General features: G+C 31.9%; 22 protein-coding genes. 5 read left to right on the top strand and 17 right to left on the bottom strand.

The features are described from left to right. Nucleotides 1-29 precede the first annotated feature (29 nt). Genes yjbM through perR form a run of 3 tightly spaced genes read left to right on the top strand, consistent with a single transcriptional unit; the run spans nucleotide 30 to nucleotide 2742 of the window. Nucleotides 30-848 (top strand): GTP diphosphokinase, encoded by an 819-nt coding sequence (gene yjbM / locus ABG79_RS01145; protein ID WP_057976247.1) that lies wholly within the window; start codon nucleotides 30-32, stop codon nucleotides 846-848. Between the two features lie 42 nt (nucleotides 849-890). Then, nucleotides 891-2276, top strand: coding sequence for a hypothetical protein (locus ABG79_RS01140; protein WP_057976244.1), 1386 nt, complete (start codon nucleotides 891-893; stop codon nucleotides 2274-2276). A 46-nt stretch (nucleotides 2277-2322) separates the two neighbouring features. Beyond that, nucleotides 2323-2742, top strand: a complete 420-nt coding sequence (gene perR, locus ABG79_RS01135) for a transcriptional regulator PerR (protein ID WP_057976241.1) — start codon at nucleotides 2323-2325, stop codon at nucleotides 2740-2742. A gap of 8 nt (nucleotides 2743-2750) precedes the next feature. On the opposite strand, the gene ABG79_RS01130 is transcribed toward perR, so the two are convergent. Both ABG79_RS01130 and ABG79_RS12450 read right to left on the bottom strand, forming a co-directional pair. Beyond that, nucleotides 2751-4001, bottom strand: a complete 1251-nt coding sequence (locus tag ABG79_RS01130; protein ID WP_160318204.1) for an ABC transporter substrate-binding protein — start codon at nucleotides 3999-4001, stop codon at nucleotides 2751-2753. A 92-nt stretch (nucleotides 4002-4093) separates the two neighbouring features. After that, a complete protein-coding gene (locus tag ABG79_RS12450; RefSeq protein WP_160318203.1) occupies nucleotides 4094-4237 on the bottom strand; it encodes a hypothetical protein in 144 nt (47 codons plus the stop codon). A gap of 76 nt (nucleotides 4238-4313) precedes the next feature. On the opposite strand from ABG79_RS12450, the gene ABG79_RS01125 reads away from it, so the two are divergent. After that, nucleotides 4314-5207: an FG-GAP repeat domain-containing protein gene (locus ABG79_RS01125; RefSeq protein WP_057976236.1), complete on the top strand. Its 894-nt coding sequence runs from the start codon at nucleotides 4314-4316 to the stop codon at nucleotides 5205-5207. Between the two features lie 43 nt (nucleotides 5208-5250). Here the strand turns inward: ABG79_RS01125 and ABG79_RS01120 are convergent, their stop codons facing one another. After that, nucleotides 5251-6222, bottom strand: coding sequence for an ROK family protein (locus tag ABG79_RS01120; RefSeq protein ID WP_057976234.1), 972 nt, complete (start codon nucleotides 6220-6222; stop codon nucleotides 5251-5253). Further along, complete coding sequence (locus ABG79_RS01115) at nucleotides 6219-7409, bottom strand: ROK family transcriptional regulator (protein WP_057976232.1); 1191 nt, start codon at nucleotides 7407-7409, stop codon at nucleotides 6219-6221. The genes ABG79_RS01120 and ABG79_RS01115 overlap by 4 nt, the downstream gene beginning before the upstream one ends. Nucleotides 7410-7700: 291 nt before the next feature. Here ABG79_RS01115 and ABG79_RS01110 point away from each other — a divergent pair, with 291 nt between their 5' ends. Continuing rightward, complete coding sequence (locus ABG79_RS01110) at nucleotides 7701-8060, top strand: L,D-transpeptidase (protein ID WP_057976229.1); 360 nt, start codon at nucleotides 7701-7703, stop codon at nucleotides 8058-8060. A gap of 85 nt (nucleotides 8061-8145) precedes the next feature. Here the strand turns inward: ABG79_RS01110 and ABG79_RS01105 are convergent, their stop codons facing one another. The 13 genes from ABG79_RS01105 to ABG79_RS01050 form a co-directional block, all read right to left on the bottom strand. Beyond that, nucleotides 8146-9462, bottom strand: a complete 1317-nt coding sequence (locus ABG79_RS01105) for a pyridoxal phosphate-dependent aminotransferase (RefSeq protein ID WP_057976227.1) — start codon at nucleotides 9460-9462, stop codon at nucleotides 8146-8148. Nucleotides 9463-9658: 196 nt separating this feature from the next. Then, nucleotides 9659-11836 (bottom strand): ABC transporter ATP-binding protein, encoded by a 2178-nt coding sequence (locus ABG79_RS01100; RefSeq protein WP_057976225.1) that lies wholly within the window; start codon nucleotides 11834-11836, stop codon nucleotides 9659-9661. After that, on the bottom strand, nucleotides 11833-13560 hold the full coding sequence (locus ABG79_RS01095; RefSeq protein WP_057976222.1) for an ABC transporter ATP-binding protein: 1728 nt from the start codon (nucleotides 13558-13560) through the stop codon (nucleotides 11833-11835). The genes ABG79_RS01100 and ABG79_RS01095 overlap by 4 nt, the downstream gene beginning before the upstream one ends. A gap of 55 nt (nucleotides 13561-13615) precedes the next feature. Further along, complete coding sequence (locus tag ABG79_RS01090) at nucleotides 13616-14071, bottom strand: MarR family winged helix-turn-helix transcriptional regulator (RefSeq protein WP_057976220.1); 456 nt, start codon at nucleotides 14069-14071, stop codon at nucleotides 13616-13618. Between the two features lie 172 nt (nucleotides 14072-14243). Continuing rightward, entirely contained in the window at nucleotides 14244-15368 is a 1125-nt protein-coding gene (locus ABG79_RS01085) for a radical SAM protein (protein ID WP_057976218.1), read from the bottom strand. Between the two features lie 151 nt (nucleotides 15369-15519). After that, the gene (locus tag ABG79_RS01080; protein ID WP_057976216.1) at nucleotides 15520-16452 is read right to left on the bottom strand and encodes an alpha/beta hydrolase; all 933 of its coding nucleotides are present in this window, start codon (nucleotides 16450-16452) and stop codon (nucleotides 15520-15522) included. Between the two features lie 96 nt (nucleotides 16453-16548). After that, a complete protein-coding gene (locus tag ABG79_RS01075; protein WP_057976214.1) occupies nucleotides 16549-16932 on the bottom strand; it encodes a hypothetical protein in 384 nt (127 codons plus the stop codon). A gap of 51 nt (nucleotides 16933-16983) precedes the next feature. Further along, nucleotides 16984-17544, bottom strand: a complete 561-nt coding sequence (locus ABG79_RS01070; RefSeq protein ID WP_057976211.1) for a hypothetical protein — start codon at nucleotides 17542-17544, stop codon at nucleotides 16984-16986. Between the two features lie 15 nt (nucleotides 17545-17559). Next, nucleotides 17560-17790, bottom strand: coding sequence for a hypothetical protein (locus ABG79_RS01065; protein ID WP_057976209.1), 231 nt, complete (start codon nucleotides 17788-17790; stop codon nucleotides 17560-17562). Between the two features lie 219 nt (nucleotides 17791-18009). After that, a complete protein-coding gene (locus ABG79_RS12805) occupies nucleotides 18010-18096 on the bottom strand; it encodes a hypothetical protein (RefSeq protein ID WP_423230081.1) in 87 nt (28 codons plus the stop codon). Between the two features lie 134 nt (nucleotides 18097-18230). Further along, nucleotides 18231-18881 carry a vWA domain-containing protein gene (locus ABG79_RS01060; RefSeq protein WP_057976207.1) on the bottom strand — a complete coding sequence of 217 codons (651 nt, stop codon included), beginning with the start codon at nucleotides 18879-18881 and terminating at the stop codon, nucleotides 18231-18233. Between the two features lie 110 nt (nucleotides 18882-18991). Beyond that, nucleotides 18992-19999 (bottom strand): O-acetyl-ADP-ribose deacetylase, encoded by a 1008-nt coding sequence (locus ABG79_RS01055; RefSeq protein WP_057976205.1) that lies wholly within the window; start codon nucleotides 19997-19999, stop codon nucleotides 18992-18994. Between the two features lie 538 nt (nucleotides 20000-20537). After that, nucleotides 20538-20906 carry a hypothetical protein gene (locus tag ABG79_RS01050; protein WP_057976203.1) on the bottom strand — a complete coding sequence of 123 codons (369 nt, stop codon included), beginning with the start codon at nucleotides 20904-20906 and terminating at the stop codon, nucleotides 20538-20540.

Below are 20906 nucleotides of genomic sequence, written 5' to 3'. Positions count from 1 at the left end.
AAATATAAAAGGAAAGGAGCGTGGGGGATATGCTTGTTAAAGATTGGAAAGAATTCTTAATCCCTTACGAGCAGGCGGTTGAAGAATTAAAAATTAAGTTTAAAAGCATAAGAAAGCAGTATAGAAGTAAGAATGAATATTCTCCAATCGAATTTGTAACTGGAAGAGTAAAAGAAATATCGAGTATTTTAGAAAAGGCAAAAAAATTAGACATTCCACTAAATAAAATTGCTCAAGAGATGGAAGATATAGCTGGTATACGTATTATGTGCCAGTTTGTTGAAGATATTTATAAGGTTGTTCAAACGATAAGACAAAGAGATGGTAAAGACTTAAAAATAGTCTATGAAAAGGATTATGTAAAAAACAAGAAGGATAGTGGATATAGAAGCTACCACGTTATTATAAAATATCCAGTTCAAACAACAGAAGGAGAAGTTGAAATTCTTGCTGAAATACAGATAAGAACTTTGGCAATGAATTTTTGGGCCACTGTGGAACATTCTTTGAATTATAAATACAAACAAAGCATCCCTGATGAGGTTAAAGAAAGATTGAGGCGTGCTTCCGAACTTGCATTCCTATTAGACCAAGAGATGTCAGAAATTAAAGAAGAAATAATAGAAGCCCAAAAAATGTTTGAAATTAAATCAAGTATAATTTCTGATATACTTGACGACATTATTACATTATATTCACTTGGTAAAATTTCTGAATCGACAGATTATCAGGATAAATTTAATAGACTGTTGGAGAGCGGAAATATAATAGAATTAAAGGAACTTTTAGATGAATTAAATGAAAAGGTTCAGCAAACGAGATTACATCTGTTCCAATTAGAAGAATAGAGGTCAGATATAAGTCTGACCTTATTATATGGAGCTGATAAAATGAAGGGTTTTGATGGTAAATTTGCAAATATTTTATTCATCTCTATATTAGTCATTTTATTGTTGATGTCTAACATTGGTGAAAATTTTAAGAACGATGTTTTTTCTCTTTACAACTTTAATCATTATAATCAAAAACTCAGTTTAATTTGGAATACAAGTATAAATCATAATGAATTCATGAATAGAACTTCAGATTTTATATCGAAGCACCTTTTAAGCTATGACTTGAAGCCTTACAATAATTCATTTGTTCATGACTGGGTTGAAAAATTACCACAAACCTTATCGAATTCATCTTTAGAAATAACAACGGACTATGGAAAACTAATTAAACGATATAATTATGGAACTGAATTTTATGAAGATTTTAATGGAAGTTATTTTCCTGGAAGTGCAGCAGATTACTTTCAATATATATCTGATATAAATGCTGAGATAAATTCAAGTATAATCTTAACAGATTTATATAATTATAGTAACATAAGCGATATTGACAATTTCTTACTTTCAAAAAAAATAAAAGCTGTTATTTCCCCAGCAGCTTCAAATGACCTAATGCTCAGTAGCGGTTTACTCGATGAAAACACTGCTGTTAACAACATAGGGATGATAAAAGTTATTGTTCGACAGGAAATTTTTAACGAACTTATTAAATATTCAAAAAAAGGTTATAAAATTAAAATAAAATCTGGTAAAGCGTTAAAAATAGCCGAATACAAAAATATATATGGAATTCTACCTGGTAAAAATAAATTATATAAACCATTAGTTATAGTTTCGTTTTATGACTTCAACTACAAACTCCCTGAATTCAGTAATAAAAAAATACAACAATTGACGCCAGCAATGCTTTTTGAAACAATAAGTTCAATTAAAAATCAAAGAGCAAAAAAGCCTGACAGAACTATTATTTTTGCTTTTTTATCCGGATATATGATTAATGATAAGTCATTAGAAGTTTTTCTAAAGGATATACCAGATTCAGAAGTTTTAGTTTTAGACACTTTCGGCAGCGATGATAATATAACCGTTAGACATGCTGAAAATGCTATGCCTTTTGCTCAAAATATTATTAAACTTTTAAATCAAAATAATTTTAATGTATCATCAACTGTTGTTGATTCTGAGTATCACCAGGATATTGTTATAATATCTTCATCCAATACAAAAAATAGTTATAATCATTTAATAAAAAAATCAGGTGATTTTCTATTGTCTGTTATAGAAGATGAGTGTTATAATCTTGACATTTTATCTGCTAACATCCGTTCTATTAAATATTTTAAAAAATTTATTAAAAAGAATTCCATTGTAATCTCCATATTACTATTAATTTACCTAGTCTTTGTAATATTTAAACCAAAAAAAATTCTTGACAAATAATAATTTTCTGTTATATTTAAATTAGAATATTAAAAGGATGGTGCTTATGGATAAGCTGTCAAATCTATTTAAAGAAAAGAACTTGAAACTCACCCCTCAAAGATATGCAATATACAACTACTTAAAAGGGACTAAATCCCATCCATCTGCTGAAATGATTTATGACGCTTTGAAAATTCACTACCCAACTATGAGCTTAGCAACTGTGTATAAAACTCTTAACACACTTATTGAACTTAATTTAGTGCAGGAAATTAATGTTGGCGAGGATAATTTTAGATTCGATGCTACTGTAGAGGCTCATCCACATATAATTTGCCTTGCATGTGGTAAGGTTGAAGATATAGATTCTCTCGACCTTACAAATGTTAATAAAGTTGCACAGGAACACACTAAATATCAAATTAAAAGCAGCAAAGTATACTTCTATGGGTATTGTGAAAAATGCAAAGAGGAAATCATGTGATTTCCTCTTTATTTTTGAAATGTTATTTTCAAAACTCTATTCCACGCCTCATTTGATTTTACTCTACCTTCAATCATATCTGATAAAACTATACCTAAGGCATCTGACATCTTAAGACTTAAATTATCAATAAGCATTCCTGAATTATCATCCGTCATTTCAATATGAGACATTATTGTTTTACTAATTGAGGTTTCTCCTTTATTTGATGAAATTACTGGAGATATATAGCCTTTTTCAACTAGTAATTTTTGAGCTTCATCACTAAATATAAAATTCATAAGCTTTTCTGCTTCTTCTTTATTTGTAGATTTAGAAGGTATAACAAGTATTTGCCCTCCGCTTGCACTTATCTTTGATACAGGAACATTAGTAAAACTAATCGGACTTTCAAATACGCCATAATCAAACCCAGATGATTTTTTAGAATCGATAATTTCCTTAGTTGCTGATAATGCAGGCAGTATAGCAGCCTTTCCCTTAACAAAATCATCTACAGACTGCATAAAATTAATGTCAATGCTATTTTTCTTTATCGATGATTTTACTAATTTTTCATATACATTAAAAGCCTCATCTATACCTGGAATGTTAACAAAAGAGTCTTTGTCAGCACCATAACTTTCTGTTAACTCCTGTATTCCAGTTGTCTGACAACTTATCGAACCAAAAAGTAAATCAAGAGTCCATCTATCCATAGCTCCAACGCTAATTGGTATTATATCTTTTGAATTAAGCTTTTGAGATATGTTAGTTAAATCCTTTAATGTTTTTGGCTCCTTTAAACCATATTTTTCAAATATACCTTTATTGTAGAACCACTCAACAGTCAATGGTAAATCTCCAATTCCATATATTTTACTATTGTATTTACCATAAGCTAGATTTATAGGATATAATTTTTTATTTAATTCATTTTTTTCACTAAAATCGGACAAATCTTCAATCAACCCAGATTTTGCAAGTTCAATTAGCTGACTTCTTTTTACAGCTATTATATCATAGTTTCCCTTAGTAACAGAATCATTAATCTTAGATTCATCAGAGAAATCCATAACAAGCTCGACTTCAACATCTTTGTTAAGTTTTTTATATTCATCTACTATATCCTTGTAAACAGAGCCAATTTGCTCCTCTGGATACATTATAGCTACCTTAATCTTTTTTCCTTCTTCTTTATTTTCTCCACTTTTCTTTTTGCAGCTAGTAAAATTAAAAAGAAAAACTAAAACCAATAAAATGCTCAATAATTTCTTCATCTCATCACCACTTTCATATAAATTAGCAAATCTCTTATTAAGAGATTTGCTATAAAATTCAAATATCATTATAAAGAAATACAAATGATTAATCAAGACAAATATTTCCTTTTCATGTCACAAGAATATGCTACAGAAGCAAATAAAGCTAATACACCAATAAGATGTATTGCAATCCATCCAGGCTTTAAGAATTCAAATGTAGTATTATCTAATAAGTTACCTTTTCTATACATTAAAAACACCTCCATATTTATTTTTCCACAAATATTTTTAATTAATCAGTCATATAATTTAGTGGAGGTGAACATAATGAAATTAAAAATTTATGTTGTTAAGAAACAACAGATTATATGGGGATTTGTAATTTTAGCAATCATAATCGTAGCTGCAATTGTCCTATTAATGATGAAAACAAAACAGACTATTAATACATTTAATCAACCCAACACATACTATACGGATTTAAATAACGACGGCAAAACAGATTCTATTTTTGTTTCAACTGACGAAAAAACTTCAGCCTATACTGTCACTGTTCAGACAGACGAGAAAAAAACATTTACCTTAGAGCCTGATAGCACAATTAAATCTCTTGGATTTTTCAATACAAACTGGCCTATGAATTTAACTTGCAAAGATTTAGACAACGATAAAACTCAGGAAATAATAATCCAATCATCCGATGAAAAAGGACCAATTTTACATGTTTATAAAGTTTACGAGGACAAAATTGCAAAGATTATGTCTGGTAGATATTCTATTTTTGGAATGATAAAAAGCAAAGACTTAGAACCTATAGTAGTCGTTGGCAGAAAGGACAGGGAAAATCTTAGCTATCAATACTTCACACTTAATTCAAACGGTCCAATTCCTTATGTAATGCCAACTTCTATGAATTTAGGTAAGCTTGCCCTCAATTCTTTAATAAGTTATATGGAGACGCAAGAAGCAGAAACAAGCAATATAGAAGCTAATAATAAAATATTAGAAGTTATCTCAAAAGGAAAATTCTTAGATGGAAACTTACACGAAGTAAAGTATGATAAATACGATGTTCCATCAGAATGCACATATATGATAAGAACAGAGGAAGAAACAGAAATTGGCCTAGAAACTACAATTTATCAAGTAAGATTAGGATTACAAAAATATGATAGCAAAAATCCTCAATATAAAATATTAAGCGTTAACAAAATTAAATAACTAAACCCCCCATGGTTTTTCATAACAAATGGGGGGTCTAACTTTAATTTATGATGTTCAGATATTCAAGTATTGCAGCAATAGCTCCCATCATTCCTGCTTCGTCAAGTTGATAAGCTGTAATAATTTTACATGTTTCCTTTTGAATTTTCATAGCTCTTTTATTTACTTCTTCTCTTATATATTTTAAAAGCCTATCTCCTGCTCTCGAAACTCCACCGCCAATAATAAATAGCTCAGGGTTAATAATATTAATATAACCAGCTATTGCAATTCCAAGCCATTCACCCGTTTCCTTCATTATTTCTATTGCAAGCTCATCTCCTTTATCATAAGCATCAGAAAGTATTTTAGCTGATACCCTTTCTACTCCACCAGCAAGTTCAGGCATTATTGACTTTCTTCCTGAATTGATTTTTTCCTTTATTCTTCTTGCAATCGCAGGGGCAGATGCAATAGCCTCTATACATCCAATATTGCCACATGTGCATTGTGGTCCATTCTTGTCCACTGTTAGATGACCAAACTCACCAGCACAGAATCTGTGGCCTCTTATCATTTTGCCGTCTGCAATTATTGCAGAACCAATGCCAGTTCCGATTGTAATATATATAAAATCCTTGCTATTTTTAGCAGCTCCAAAATATTTTTCACCTAATGCAGCGACATTAACATCGTTATCTAAGAAAACTGGAACATCAAAACTACTCAAATCTCCTCTTATATTTACATTTTGCCATTCGTCACCTAGGTTTCCAGAAAAGTAGCACATTCCAGTTTCCACGTCAATAAGGCCTGGAACACCAATACCAATTCCAGCAATCTCTTCAATTTTTGCTCCCTTGTTGTTTAAAACAATTTCAATTTGCTCTTTAATCCTAAATATTGTGTTCTTATAGCCTCTAAAAGCTTCTGTTGAAACCTTAGTTTTAAATAATACATTTCCCTGAAAATCAGATAATGCAGTGACAATGTTTGTCCCACCAACATCGATGCCTATAACATATTTTTTCATATAATTACCTCCCTTTGAATACTGTCAAAAAGATTATCCAATACCAGCAAGCCAGCACCTTTGATAATTGCATCCTTTCCAGTCTTAGTTCTTTTTATTTTAACATGTTCGAACAAATCTGCTAATGCATACTTTTCAGCCGACTGCACTACCTCTTGAAAGAACACATCATTGACATCTATTAAATCTCCACCAATTACGATTAAACTGGGGTTAAAAATGTTTATTAAATTCGCAATACCAATCCCCAGATAATGTCCAGCCTTATTAATAGCATCTATAACTTTACTATTTCCATGAGACGTCTCTTGATTTATTTTTTCGATGCTTAAATCATCTTCATAACCGTTTTCTTTTGCAAATCTGATTATCGACCTTTCCGAAGCATAAGCTTCAAGGCATCCTTTATTTCCGCATATGCATTTTCTACCATCGATTTCAATTTTAGTATGTCCAAATTCACCAAGCCCATCGGTTACGCCCCTTACCTGCTGCTTATTATTAATAATTGCAGCACCAATTCCGTAACCAACTTTAATGCAAATAAAGCTTTCAACTTCCCTACCTTCTCCATACCAGCTCTCTGCTAATGCCATCGATCTTACATCTCTATCAACAAAAGTCTGAATTTCAAATTCATCTTCAAGTATGTCCTTTAAAGGTATATTTTTCCACCCAAAATTAGGTGCAAAAACAATAATTCCCTTTTCGAAATTAACAATACCATGAGCTGAAGCACCAATCCCAAGTATTTTGTTTTTTTCTATTTTATTATCATTGATAATTTCTCTTATTAATCTAAATAGTATATCTTGTGCAACTTCATATTCGATGTTTTCATATAGTTTTTCTGTTCTTGAATCTAATATCTCTGATTCCATATTCATAATAGCTACTCTAACTCTTGTAGAACCAATATGTGTCGCTATCAAATAATACGAATTTGCATTTATTTTTAGCATCACTGGCTTTCTTCCGCCAGTTGATTGTCCTAAATCGCTTTCAATGATTATATTTCTTTTGAGCAATTCTGCCGTAATATTTGTAACTGTTGCAGGGGTCAAATTTAGCATTTTAGCTATTTCTGCCCTTGATATTGGAGAATATAATCTTATTGCATCTAGTATTAACCCTGTATTAATTTTCTTCATCAACTGAAAACTTCCAGGAACCAAATTTTTTCTCACACAATCACCCCCTTTATTGATTATACCAAAATGGCCAAAATATTCAATGTTTATTTAATAAATAAATTAACTTTTTTAAAAAAAGTAGGGCCATTTGGCCCTAAGGGGGATGGGGGGTTCTGTTTATGGAAACTGCTGTTTCCTGCTCAAGTTTTTACTTGAGCCTTCATTTTATAATTTTTCCATTTAATCAAAAAATATTCATTAAAAATAGAAAATTTTTTTAAAATTTTTTTCGACATTTTTCTATTTTAAGAATATAATATATAAAGCACTTTTACTGAGTGTAATATGATTTTTGACTCTATTCGTAGTAAATCTTCGTATACCATAAGAATTAACACTTCAAGTCGCATATTAACATTATATAAAAGCGGCATACCAATAAAAAAATATGGCGTAGCAGTTGGAAAGCCATCAACTCCTACTCCTAAGGGCAAATTTTATATAATTAATAAAATTATTAATCCAGGTGGTCCGTTCGGTGCAAGATGGCTAGGCTTAAATATAAGGGGGTATGGCATTCATGGAACCAATAACCCTTCTTCAATTGGGAAAAGTATATCCAATGGATGCATAAGAATGTTTAACCGAGATGTTATAGAATTAAGCAAAATGGTTCCCATAGGAACTCCAGTTGACATTATATAAATTTGAAATTTATTGTTTTATAAAGATTCAATAAAAACTAGGTCATAGCCAAAACATATTTAGCTATGACCTTATATATTACTTTTTATCTTTGAGCTTCATATTGTCTTAAAAGTTTTACAAACAACTCAGGAACCTTTGCCATTTTTTCTGCTGATTCTACGAATGAAATTCTAAATTGAGTTTTTCCTGGATTTTCATCATCATTTTCAACATTATAGAATCCCTTCATAGGTGCTACTAATAGAGTTGTTTCAACTCCATCGATTTCAACTGCACCTTCTCCTGCACAGTAAAGAACAAAGTCTATTGAATCAAATCCAGGTTTTACAACGTTCCTTACATCAATAACCAAATATATTGAAGCATCTGGACTTGAAACGATTAAATTGGGTTCTAATTCTTTGAGTCCATTATATACATTTATAATTTGTTCTTTATAGTAATTCCTAATACTCTTGCACCAATCCAAAATCTGTTCCTTTGATTCATGTGCAAGCGCTCCGAATATATATTGTCCGATTGCATTAGCACATAGGTTTGCGGTATATTCAGCAACAGCTCTATTGTTAAATTCAGCATTGTCAGTTATTAGAGCTCCAATTCTTAAGCCGCATGCATTCCACACTTTTGAAGCAGTTTCAAGACTGATTCTTCTCCCTTCAATTCCAGGAACTTCTGCATCTGTAACTCCCCAAACGCTTACAAGTCTTGTATCACCAGTATAGTAAAGTTCACGATAAGCTTCATCGCTAACCATCCACATGTTGTATTTTACACACAATTTAGCTAACTCAACAAGTGTTTCATGGTCATAAAGCTGTCCTGTAGGATTGTCGTATGGTATTACAAGAAGTGCTCCAGGATTATATTCTTTAATCATTTCTTCAATTTTATCTATTTCTGGAAGGCTAAACTTTCCGTTTTCATCTAATTTACGTTTAACTGTAACTATTTTTCTACCTATTCTTTCTGCAAAAGAAATATAGTTAGTGTAAGCTGGGTCAATCATCAATAGTGGTCTTTCATCTGATCCTGCTGGACCGCATACGCCTAATAATAACAATTCCATAGCAGCAGAGCCGCCATCTGTTATCTGAACATAAAGTTTGCTAGTATCAAAACCCTCTGCATTCAAGATGTTCTTAAAAGCATCTTGAGTTTCTTTTAAACCAGCTGTTGTTGTATATCTTATTACACCTTTTGCAAATGGGCTCTCAGGTGCATCAAGTGAAAACATTCTTTTCATCATAGCTGGATTTGTAGGGAGTGAAACATTACCAATACCTACGTTTATTACAGCTTGAGGCTTAACCTTACGTTCTTCATATTTCATCTGGGCTAATCTTACATCTGATGGTGTTCTTGATTCAAAGTGAGCTGAAAGAATCGGTTTACTCATTTTAAAAACTCCCTTCTAAGAATACTTTTGTTTCTCAGTTTAATATTTTATGTATCCAGTATAATTTTAACACTAATTTAAATTCTTTTCTACAGAAAATTACAAATAGATATAAGAGTCTTATAATTAAAATCAAAAAGTTTCACCCAGGTATAGAACCTAGATGAAACTTAAAAATTAACAAAATTTACTATACTTAGGCCTCTACATTCCCACTTGTAAATTGACTGTTGTAAAGGTCTGCGTAGAATCCGCCCTTTGCAAGCAATTCCTTATGGCTACCCATTTCTATTATACTTCCATGATTCATTACTAAAATTTTCTCAGCGTCACGTATTGTGGAAAGTCTATGGGCAATGACAAAGCTTGTTCTACCCTTCATCAAATTAGCCATAGCTTTTTGAATTAATACTTCTGTTCTAGTGTCGACACTGCTTGTAGCTTCATCAAGTATAAGTATTGTAGGGTTGGCAAGTATTGCACGAGCTATAGTTAATAGCTGCTTTTGTCCCTGTGAAATGTTTGTTGCTTCTTCATTTAAAACTGTATCATATCCTTGTGGAAGTGTTCTTATAAAATGGTCAGCATGGGCTGCTTTTGCTGCGTTTACAATCTCTTCCATGGTTGCTCCTTCTTTTCCATAAGCTATGTTATCTTTAATTGTGCCATTGAAAAGCCAGGTATCTTGAAGAACCATACCAAACATTCTTCTTAGTTCACTTCTTCTGATGTCTCTTATATCAACACCATCAATACTTATTTTTCCTGAATTAATTTCATAAAAACGCATTAATAGGTTCACAAGTGTAGTTTTGCCTGCACCTGTCGGTCCTACAATTGCAATAGTATGACCTTGCTTTACATCTAAATTCATATCTTCTATAAGCGGAATATCTTCCTTATATCTAAAACTTACATGTTCAAACTTAACTTCGCCCTTTGGATTGTCTAGTCCGACTGCATCCTTACTATCTGGGATTTCTTCTTCTTCATCTAAGATTTGAAATACGCGTTCAGCACAGGCAATAGTTGATTGGATTACATTTGCAATGTTTGCTGTTTGAACAATAGGCATAGTAAAGGACCTCGAATATTGTATAAACGCCAGGACATCGCCTATACCAAGACGACTCTTTGTAATCCATATTCCACCGACAATACTTATACCAACATATCCTAAGTTGCTTATAAAGTTCATTAATGGAAACATGATTCCAGATATGAACTGCGCCTTCCATCCTGAGTCCTTGAGTCTATAATTTATTGCTTCAAACTCATTAATTGCATCTTTTTCTTTTCCAAATGCTTTGACTATTTTATGTCCTGTATAAATTTCTTCAACATGACCGCTTAATTCCCCAAGTTCCTTTTGCTGAATAGCAAAGTATTTTTGGGATTTCTTGGCTATAAATGCTGTTGCTATAACATACAAAGGCATTGTAGCTAAGACTATCAATGTTAAGGTAGGACTTATTGTTAGCATCATAATGATATAACCAATTATAGTAATAACCGAAGTAATAATTTGTGTTAAACTTTGTTGCAATGTAGTTGCTATAGTATCAACATCATTTGTAATACGGCTTAGGACATCTCCATGAGCATGCTGGTCATAATACTTAAGTGGCAGTCTTGAAAGTTTATCGTCTACTTCTCTTCTTAAATCGCGGACTGTTTTTTGTGCTACCCCTGACATTACAAGTCCCATTATTAAACTAAACAGTGAACTTATAATATACATAGCTATAAGTATTAGTGCGATCTTTCCAATATAGTTAAAATCATATTCTCCATTGGTTTCCCTAATTGCCTTGATAACTGCATTTATTTGCTCATCTGTAAACTCAATATTTTCCTTAGCATCCTTTGGTGTATTTTCCATACTGCCTTTCATTTTTTTGCTTAATTCAAGAATCTTTTTTACAACATCAGCCTTTTCATCTGCGTTTGTCAGCGTCTTTAGCCTTGGTAGTGAAACAAATTCTTGTATAGCCTTTATGCTTTCGTTATTCAAATTATTTTTTTCTTTTTCTGTTGAATTTTTTTGATAATATTCCATCTTAATTTTTAGCTGATTCAGCATATTTTCTTGCATCTTTTCCATTTCCGATAGCATTTTGCGGGACATATATGCATCCTGTAATTTATTCATTGCTTTGCTTGTTATTTTTGGGGTTGCTATTGTAAATGTTGTGCTTGCTATTGCAAAAATCAAAACAATAATCAGATTAGTTGTATGGGGTTTTAGATAGCGAAGAAGCCTTTTAAAAGTTCCTTTAAAGTCTTTTGGCTTTTCAACTGGTCTTCCCAAACCCATATGTCCGCCGCCTCTGTTCCCCATTGGTCCTTTCATTCTTCCTCTGTTTTCACTCATACCATCTCCTCCTCTGAAAGCTGTGAGGATACAATTTCACGGTAAACATCACAGTTTTTCAATAGTTCCTTGTGAGTTCCTATTCCTGCAATTCTTCCCTCATCTAAAACAATTATCCTATCTGCATCCATAATAGTCCCAACTCTTTGGGCAACTATAATTACAGTTGCGTCTTTAGTTTCATTTTTTAGTGCTGTTCTTAATTTTGCATCCGTTTTAAAGTCAAGTGCAGAAAAACTATCGTCAAAAATATATATTTCTGGCTTTCTAACAAGTGCACGAGCAATAGAAAGGCGCTGTTTTTGACCACCCGACACATTTGTTCCGCCTTGTGCTATTTTATGTTCAAATCCACCATCCATACTTTCGATAAACTCTAAAGCCTGAGCAACTTCTGCTGCATGCCTGATTTCTTCATCTGTAGCATTTTCATTTCCAAACTTGATATTTTCTGCAATTGTTCCTGAAAATAAGATTGCCTTTTGAGGAACAAAACCTATTTTTCTTCTAAGTTCCTCCTGCGATATTTCTCTAACATCGACTCCATCTATCAAAATACTTCCACTATCAACATCATAAAATCTTGGAATTAAATTTACTAATGTTGATTTGCCAGCTCCCGTACTTCCTATTATAGCTGTTACTTCCCCGGGCTTTGCTGAAAATGAAATATTCTTTAAAGCCGGCTCTTCTGCTCCATGGTAACTGAAGGTTACATCTCTAAACTCGACAAAACCTCTGCCTTCAAATTTATTATTGGTTACTTCTGCATCTACTATTTCAGGTTCTGTATCAAGAACCTCATTAATTCTTACAGCCGCTGCTTGTGCACGAGGAACCATTATAAACATCATTGCAAGCATTAGCATAGAAAACATAATTTGCATAGCATATTGGGTGAATGCTGCAAGTGCTCCTAAGTCCATATTACCCTCGCTAATACGAATACCTCCAAACCAGAGAATTGCTAAAGAAGTTAAATTCATAATAAGCATAATTGAAGGCATCATAAATGCCATAATTCTATTGACCTTTATATAGTTCTCTGTAAGGTCGACATTCGCCTCATCAAATCGCTTTTTTTCACGCTCAACTGTATTAAATGCTCTAATAACTCTTATTCCTGTGAGTTTTTCACGTAATACTAGATTAACTTTATCTATTTTAACCTGAACCAATTTAAAAAGTGGTATCATTTTAGAAGCTAATAACGCCACAACACCAGCAAGAACCGGTACAGCAACAGCAAGGACTAATGTAAGCGGTCTATCCTTTCTAAAAGCCATAATAACTCCGCCAACAGCCATTATCGGTGCGCTAATCATCAGACGCAGTATCATAACTGTTACGGTTTGTATTTGTGTAACATCGTTTGTTGTTCTTGTAATCAAAGTTGCTGTTCCCAATTTATCAAATTCATTTAAAGAATAACTTTCTACTCTTCTAAATATCTTACTTCTCAAAATAGTTCCTAAGCTAGAGGATATATATGCTGACAGGTAGCTTGCTGTTATGGAACATATTACTCCGCCACCGGCAACCAAAAGCATTATCCCGCCTATTTGTATTATCTTGTTTGTATCGCCTTTCATTACACCTTTATTTATTATGTCTGACATAAGTGTTGGAAGATATAAATCTCCTAAAGATTGTAAAGCCACAAAAATAAATGCTCCTATTACCATAGCAGCATATGGCTTTAAAAACTTATAAAGTTTTAACACAGCTGATCATCTCCTAACAGTTTAATATACTAATTATCTATTATCCTTAGTAATATTAATCTTTATCTTTAAGATTTTCACATTTATTTGATAAATTATCTGCCATCTTCTGAAGAAGATTTCTCAATAGTTCCTTTTCGTCATCAGAGAAATTTCCAAAACACTCTTCGTTCAAATCCCCCATTACCTTCTTTAAAACTTCACACACTTCCATGCCTTTATCTGTAAGATATACTCTTGAAATCCTCTGATCTAATTCATCCTGCTTTCTTGTAACTAGTCCTGCCTTCTCTAATCTAGTCAGCATTACTGTTGTAGTTGCAGGTTTAATATGGAGCTTTTCTGCAAGTTCCCTTTGACTTTGTCCATTGTTTTTATACAGAATAAATAACATAGGTGGCTGTCCTGGATAGAGACCTAGTTTTTCTAAAGTAGCATGCAATCTCTGATAATGAAGTTTTATGACCATCATAAAAGCTTGATGTAAATTATCAAAATTGCAATTGTCCATATATATCCCCCTTTCATTATCGCAGTGTATTTACGCTTACATTATTTAGCCGACTAACTATATTTATAATAACAGTTAGTCGGCTAAATATCAATAGAGTTTTCTTTTTTTATTTAAAAAAATATAGGAGTGAGGTTTTTAAATTTCCCACTCCTATTTAAAATCAAGCTTGCTAAAACATCAATTCTCCTATTTTGTATCCGTAGGGTAATTCTTCTTCAATCAAGAATTTAAAGCTTTCGTCCCTTAATATTGGCAAGAAGACTTCATAAGGAATTCTAGTAAATTCACAAGCATAGCTGCTGGCTCCAAACCATTTGCCTTCTTTACTGCTCAAATTTAAACCTCTGGCAAATTTAGTATAGTTAGAACAATCATGAACTGCTAAATTCCAATTTTCTTCATCAGCAATTTTCATAAAATTTAGTGTTAATTCTCTGCTCCAAATTGGAGATATATAGCCAAGTCTTGAAATATACATATTTTCTCCATAATAATTGTAAATATTATTTTCATTTAGGTGTAATTCAGCACAATTAATAAAATCAAGTTTTGTATCTAAAATTGCTTGTTTCTTCTCAAAAAAGTTTTCAAAAAACTCAGGTGTCATTGGAGTTTCAATTCCTACTCTTTCAATATATTCTTTAGCTATGCCTATATTTTCAATAACTTTATCCGAGCAATCTGAGGCCCCTAAATTGAAACGTATCTCGTTAAGACCTGCTTTTCCTAAAGCTTTCAATGTATCTTCAGTTGCTAAAGTTCCATTTGTATAAAGATGTTGATGAATTTTAGCATCGCTAAATTTCTTTATAATCGGAAAATATTTTTCTATTTCCATGAATGGTTCTAAATAAACATATGCAATTCCAGTTGGCTTTTTATAAATTGATAGCAGTAAATCAATATCCTTTTCATAAAACTTAGTTCCACCAATTTCCCAAAAATCTTCTCCAATTGGTGGCATTTCATCTATGTGTCCATAGTTATAGCAGAATTTACAGTTTAAATTGCATCTATTTGTTTTTCTAACTGCGCCTAACCCAGTGCCTAGTAGACAAGAACGGCATCCATTTGAAAATTTATTTTCATTTCCCACAAAATAAGTTCTATTCTCCAATGTTTTTAAATTCTTAATTTTAGACATCAATGCAACATTTCTATTTTCAACAGCTGCTTCAATTTGTGCAAAAGTGGCATAAACTATTTCTTCCTGCTTTGGACTAAGTTCTTCGTCTTCAGGTAATTGTGAAAAAAATTCAAACCACATTAATGCATCATTTTTTGAAATTTTCATTACTTGTCCTCCTTAGTTTCATCATTAGTTCAACAACATTATACTAATAAACATTATTTTATTCAAATTTAGTTCCTACTAATTTTCATACTTCAAATTTCCTTTAATCCTTAATATCATTCTATACTTTTTACTACTTCTAAATCCATTTCTATTTGATTATTTTTGACTGTAACCAGAACAGTAAATCACTCATAACTTCATCCCTATTAATCTCATTTAGCATCTCATGTCTCCCATCCTTATAAAATTTATAAGAAACATCCTTAATCCCTAATTTTTTATATTTTTCTATCAGCCATTTAATAGTCCTACATTTATTTCCCACTGGATCCTGTTCACCTGCAAAAATATAAATCGGTAAGTCTTTAGGAATTTTAGCCATATAATTCTTTTGGTGTATTTTCTTAAGCCCATTAAAAAAATCATAGTAGAAGCTTGCTGTAAAGACCGTTCCACAGAATGGATCATTAATATATTTTTCAACCTCTTTTTCATCTCTGCTTAACCAGTCGAATTCAGTCTTATTAGGCCTAAATGATTTATTATAATTTCCAAAGGATAATTTGTTGAGCAAATTACTCTGCCATCTCTCTCCTTTTCTCTTCATCTCAAGCTTAGCAAGAAAAATTCCTATGTCCAAGAGTATTCCCTGTTTCCCTGCAGTTCCTGATAAGATTACACCGTTAATTGTATTTCCATATTTTGTTATATACGATTGTGCTAAAAATGACCCCATGCTATGTCCTAATAAAAACACAGGCACATTTGGATATTCCTTTTTTATAATATCATTTAATTGCTTCATGTCGTATATCATTCTGTTAAATCCATCTTTGCCTGTATATCCAACATTTTCGATAGATTTAGCAGTTTTTCCGTGCCCTACATGATCATTTGCATATACTACATATCCTTCGTTAGTAAAAAATTCTGCAAATCTATCATACCTTGCAGCAGTTTCAGCCATTCCATGAGCTATTTGAATTACACCTTTTATTTCTTTATCTTCATTTGGCATCCATTTATAAGTAAAAATTTCTACATTTTGCCCGTTGCTGAAAGCAAACGTATCAGTTTGCAAGTTATCCCCTCCCCATATTTATAATATCTTTTAAATTAATTTCTACTAAAACCTTAAATTATACACAATAGCAAAGTTTAATCAAACTACAAGATTTTATTCTCCATAATATTTCGTGTACACTGCATTAACCCTTATTTTAAGTGTTGCAGATCCATTTGATATCTTATTCCCTGGAGTCATTGCTTTAGTTATAGTATTTATAGCATTCAAAGTTGATAATCCATTTGTATTCCCCTGATTTGGTATATAAATTTTATTTTTATTATTTTCTTTTAAAAAGTCCATTGCCTCTTTCATTTCTTTAGAATTAGGAACAATACTTTTCTCCATTCCAGGCATGTTTTCGATATTTTTTAGTTGTTTAGTAATCTTATCAAAATCCACCAAAAAAGCTTTAGTTAAAGGACACCTATGGTTAAATGCATTAATTTCCTTTGATATATTGATACCTTTAGCATTCCAATCATCCATATCCATAGTTATAGCTATAACTTGACTTATGCCATCTAAAGGAAGCGGATCAGATACTCACTCCACATTATAATCAGGATAAACATAGTTTTCAGACCATACAGCAGTTGCTTCACTTAACCATATTTCTTCAACTGACTTATAACCAAGTTTTAGTTCAAACTGAAATGTATGAAAAAGTTCATGTGCTATAGTAGATTTAACATACTTTTCTAAATCACATAATAAATCATTAATTCTTATTCTATAATTACCTTTAAAATAAAACGAATTACCCCATATTGTTTCTGGCATTTCAAATATTTCAATTATATAAGGCTTTGAAGGTTTTATTTTCATTAATGGTTTAAACTTCCCCCACGAATATATTAATGCCTCTTTAACTTGTGAAGCCATTGTTTTTATTGACTGCCTTTTTTTATCAGGCCATTTTTTGTTTTCATAGTATACAATTTCAAATTTCTGGTCTTCAATGGTAAATTCATCAACATACTCCTGATAATCTTCTGTTGCTGCAAAGGCTTCATTGAAAAAATTCAGCTTTGATCTTTTATTTTCTTTTTTATTAACTGGTGAAAAAAAACTGCGATTATCATTTATGGGCAGAAGATATGGCAATTCCTCATTTTGTGTTTATTGTGATATGTTATCCCAATTATCTGCTAAATATCTTATAGCATATTCACAAGTATCGGCAGGTTGATTAGATTTGTATTTATCCGGAAGACGCTTTTCATCATAATCGGCAAAAATCTTAAATAAAGAAGCTTTTTCTAATGAAATTTTACCGTCATTAAAATCTTTTTCAATAAGCTCTGTAGAATTTAAAGGAGGTTCTTCATAATCATCCGGAACATTAGCCAAATCTGCAATTTCTTTATCAAATTCTTTTAATTTATTTATAAATTCACTGTTTAAATTGTAAATAGGTTTAGGTTCATATAAGCTTACTTGTTCAATTAAAGATTTATCATTGTCTTTACTATTTTGCTTATATAGTTTTTGAAATTTCTAAAGCCTCATTAAAGCAGTTTATGTGATGTATTACAATCTCTTTAAGCCCATACATTGCAATATCCTTAACTACTTTTTCATCATTACATCTTTTGCTTTATGCTTAGTTCTAACCTTTGCAAGAACAGTAGTTTTCCCATTCTCTACTGTTAATATAGAAATTATCTTTAATATATTTCCTATAAGAGCACTAGCACCTGTATTTCAAATTGTTTTTAATTTTTCAACTACATATTTCCTTGATATAGATTCTGCACGTACAACATATGCTGTTTTATTTAAATAATCTACTACCTTCCTCCTCGCTTTTTGAAATCCTCTTCAATACGAGCTTTCCAGTTTTCTGATATTTTACGACTAGTTCGAAAACAACTTACTGTTTCGCTTATAACCTCGTAGTTTAGTAAAGTGCCCTCTCTGTCTGCATTATAATTAGTCGCCCTATCCTGACTTATACCAAAGCGCTCTGCTGTAGCAATGGCATCAATGTTTGCACCAAGAAAGATAAACTCCCAGCCATATCTTCTCTTTTGATACTCAATCATCTGGCGAACTTTTTCATAACTGAACTCTTTGCTAGAATTCTCCATACCATCAGTAATTATTACGAACATAACATGTTCAGCTCGCTCGTCTTCAGGTATATGTTTCTGAATATTTACTATTTTGTTGATAGTTTTTCCCATTGCATCCAATAATGCAGTAGTACCTCTTACGAAATACTCTTTATCTGTAATAGGTTCAACGCTACGAAGGTTTACGTGCTCGTGCAGCAATTCATATTTGTCATCAAACAACACTGTAGTAATCAGAGCCTCGCCCTGCTCTTTTTTCTGCTTTTCAATCATAGCATTAAATCCGCCGATAGTATCGCTTTCAAGACCACTCATTGACCCACTTCTGTCAAGAATAAATACCAATTCTGTTAAACCTTTTTTCATGGCGTTATCCTCCAATCAACCATTTATTGTAATTTAAGTATAACATTTAGAATACAATGAATGGTCGCATGGAAAGCGACAAATCTGTCATTCTTTTAAATTTATGCATACTACGCTCCTAATAGATTTTGACCAAACGCGAACAAAGCTTCATTGATTTCAAATATATTGTAGTTTTCTTCTTCAATAAAATACTGAATGATGATATCAAATTTATTACTGTTAGAGAGAGCATATCCGGCCTTAAGCAGCAGGTTTTTTGTTTCATCCAGGTTTAATTTTAATGCAATAGCAAAAGCAATTGCAGTAGGCTTACTTGGCTTATAATTTACATCGTTTCGGATTTTAGAAAATAATTTTCGGTCTATATTTGCCTTTTTATAAGTTTCTGTTTCTGTCATGCCTTTTTCATCAATCAAACGAAGCAACATCTGTGAAAATGTTTCATCCAAATGCTTTATAGCATCATCAAGGCTTCGTTTTTTCTTTTTGTTTATTATTGATTCTTCAGCTGTTTGAAACTCAGGCTCCATAGAGTAGCTCGCTTGGTGCATTTCCTCAATCAAATATCTACGATTAAAGGGTTGTTCTTCTATATACTTATCATCAATATATTGCTTAATGGATGAAAACAGTTTCTCGGACATGACAAATGCTGATTTATCATAAACAACAAGATAAACTGTCATATCATTGTTTAGCAGAAAATCTCCTATTACTGAAATTGCTATTTTTAATGCTTTATCCTTGGGATACCCATAGGCACCTGTTGATATTAAAGGAAACGCAATGCTCTCAAGTTTATATTCCTTCGCTAATGCAAGTGAGTTCTTATAACAATCTGCCAGCAGCATCTCCTCATTATTTTTACCACCTTGCCAAACAGGCCCAACAGTATGGATTACATATTTTGCCGGAAGTTTATACCCTTTTGTTATTTTTGCTTGTCCAGTCTCACATCCACCAAGATTTCTGCACTCTTCAAGCAGCTCAGGTCCTGCAGCACGATGGATTGCTCCATCAACACCTCCGCCACCAAGAAGTGAAGAGTTTGCTGCATTAACAATCGCATCAGCGTATACTTTCGTTATATCATTACGGATTATTTCTAGTGGCATCGAATAACCCCCTTCCTTTATATTTTTAAATAAATAGAATTTACCAAGCTTTGACTTTTATAGCATTATACCTATTATTTAGGGCACAAAATAGGCAACTTAAATACAAAATGATTTTAAACAATAAATCATATTTCAAAAAAAATTAAAGATTGTATTTATTTACTTAGAGAAATTATTCTACACTTTTATTTAAATTCCTCTTTGCTTGCAAGACTATAGGCTAATTTTGAATTATCTCCTATGTGAATAAATTTTCTCTTTGTCTTTAATTAATCACAAATTTCCCCCACCTTTAATAGTAAAATACCCCAAAAAAAGAAAGCCTAAAAATTCATGGCTTCACACACATTGTATCAATATTATAGTGCAATATGTCTTTGGACGATGATTTTGATACAAGATAGGTAATATTATGTTGTAACTCCGTTTACAGTTTTTTCTGTTCTTATACCGTTGTCGTTGTATTTGAAGGAAATGTTAAGCCCGTTACCTAAAATTCCTGCAAGCTGTCTGCCCTCTTCCCATGTGTTTGTATCTAGTATAAATCAAGTCTCTGACAATAGAAATTAATGTATTCTCCAACTTCTATATCATTTGGAATAACACCTTGTTCTAATTGTATAATAATTTCGCCGAGTTGCACTAAGCAATCATGTTTATTAGTAAATTTTCCTGTTAACTTATAAGCAAATGATTCACTTAATTTTTCAACAACATATTTGTTTTCAAGGCTTTTGACCACATTTTTATTATTGAAGCAATATATAGGCTCGTTTAAAATCCTCCCCTGTTCCTTCTTAAATGGTTGTGAAAAACATTTCAAATCGTAAGTCCCATCTGATACAGTTACTTCTGCTTCCAATGCAGATTCAGAAAGCCATTTTACTTTACTTATTTTCACCAT

The sequence above is a fragment of the Caloramator mitchellensis genome, assembly GCF_001440545.1.
GTDB classification, from domain to species: domain Bacteria; phylum Bacillota; class Clostridia; order Clostridiales; family Caloramatoraceae; genus Caloramator; species Caloramator mitchellensis.
The sequence above is the reverse complement of the archived record's forward strand: the minus strand, read 5'-3'. Positions and strand labels throughout refer to the sequence as shown.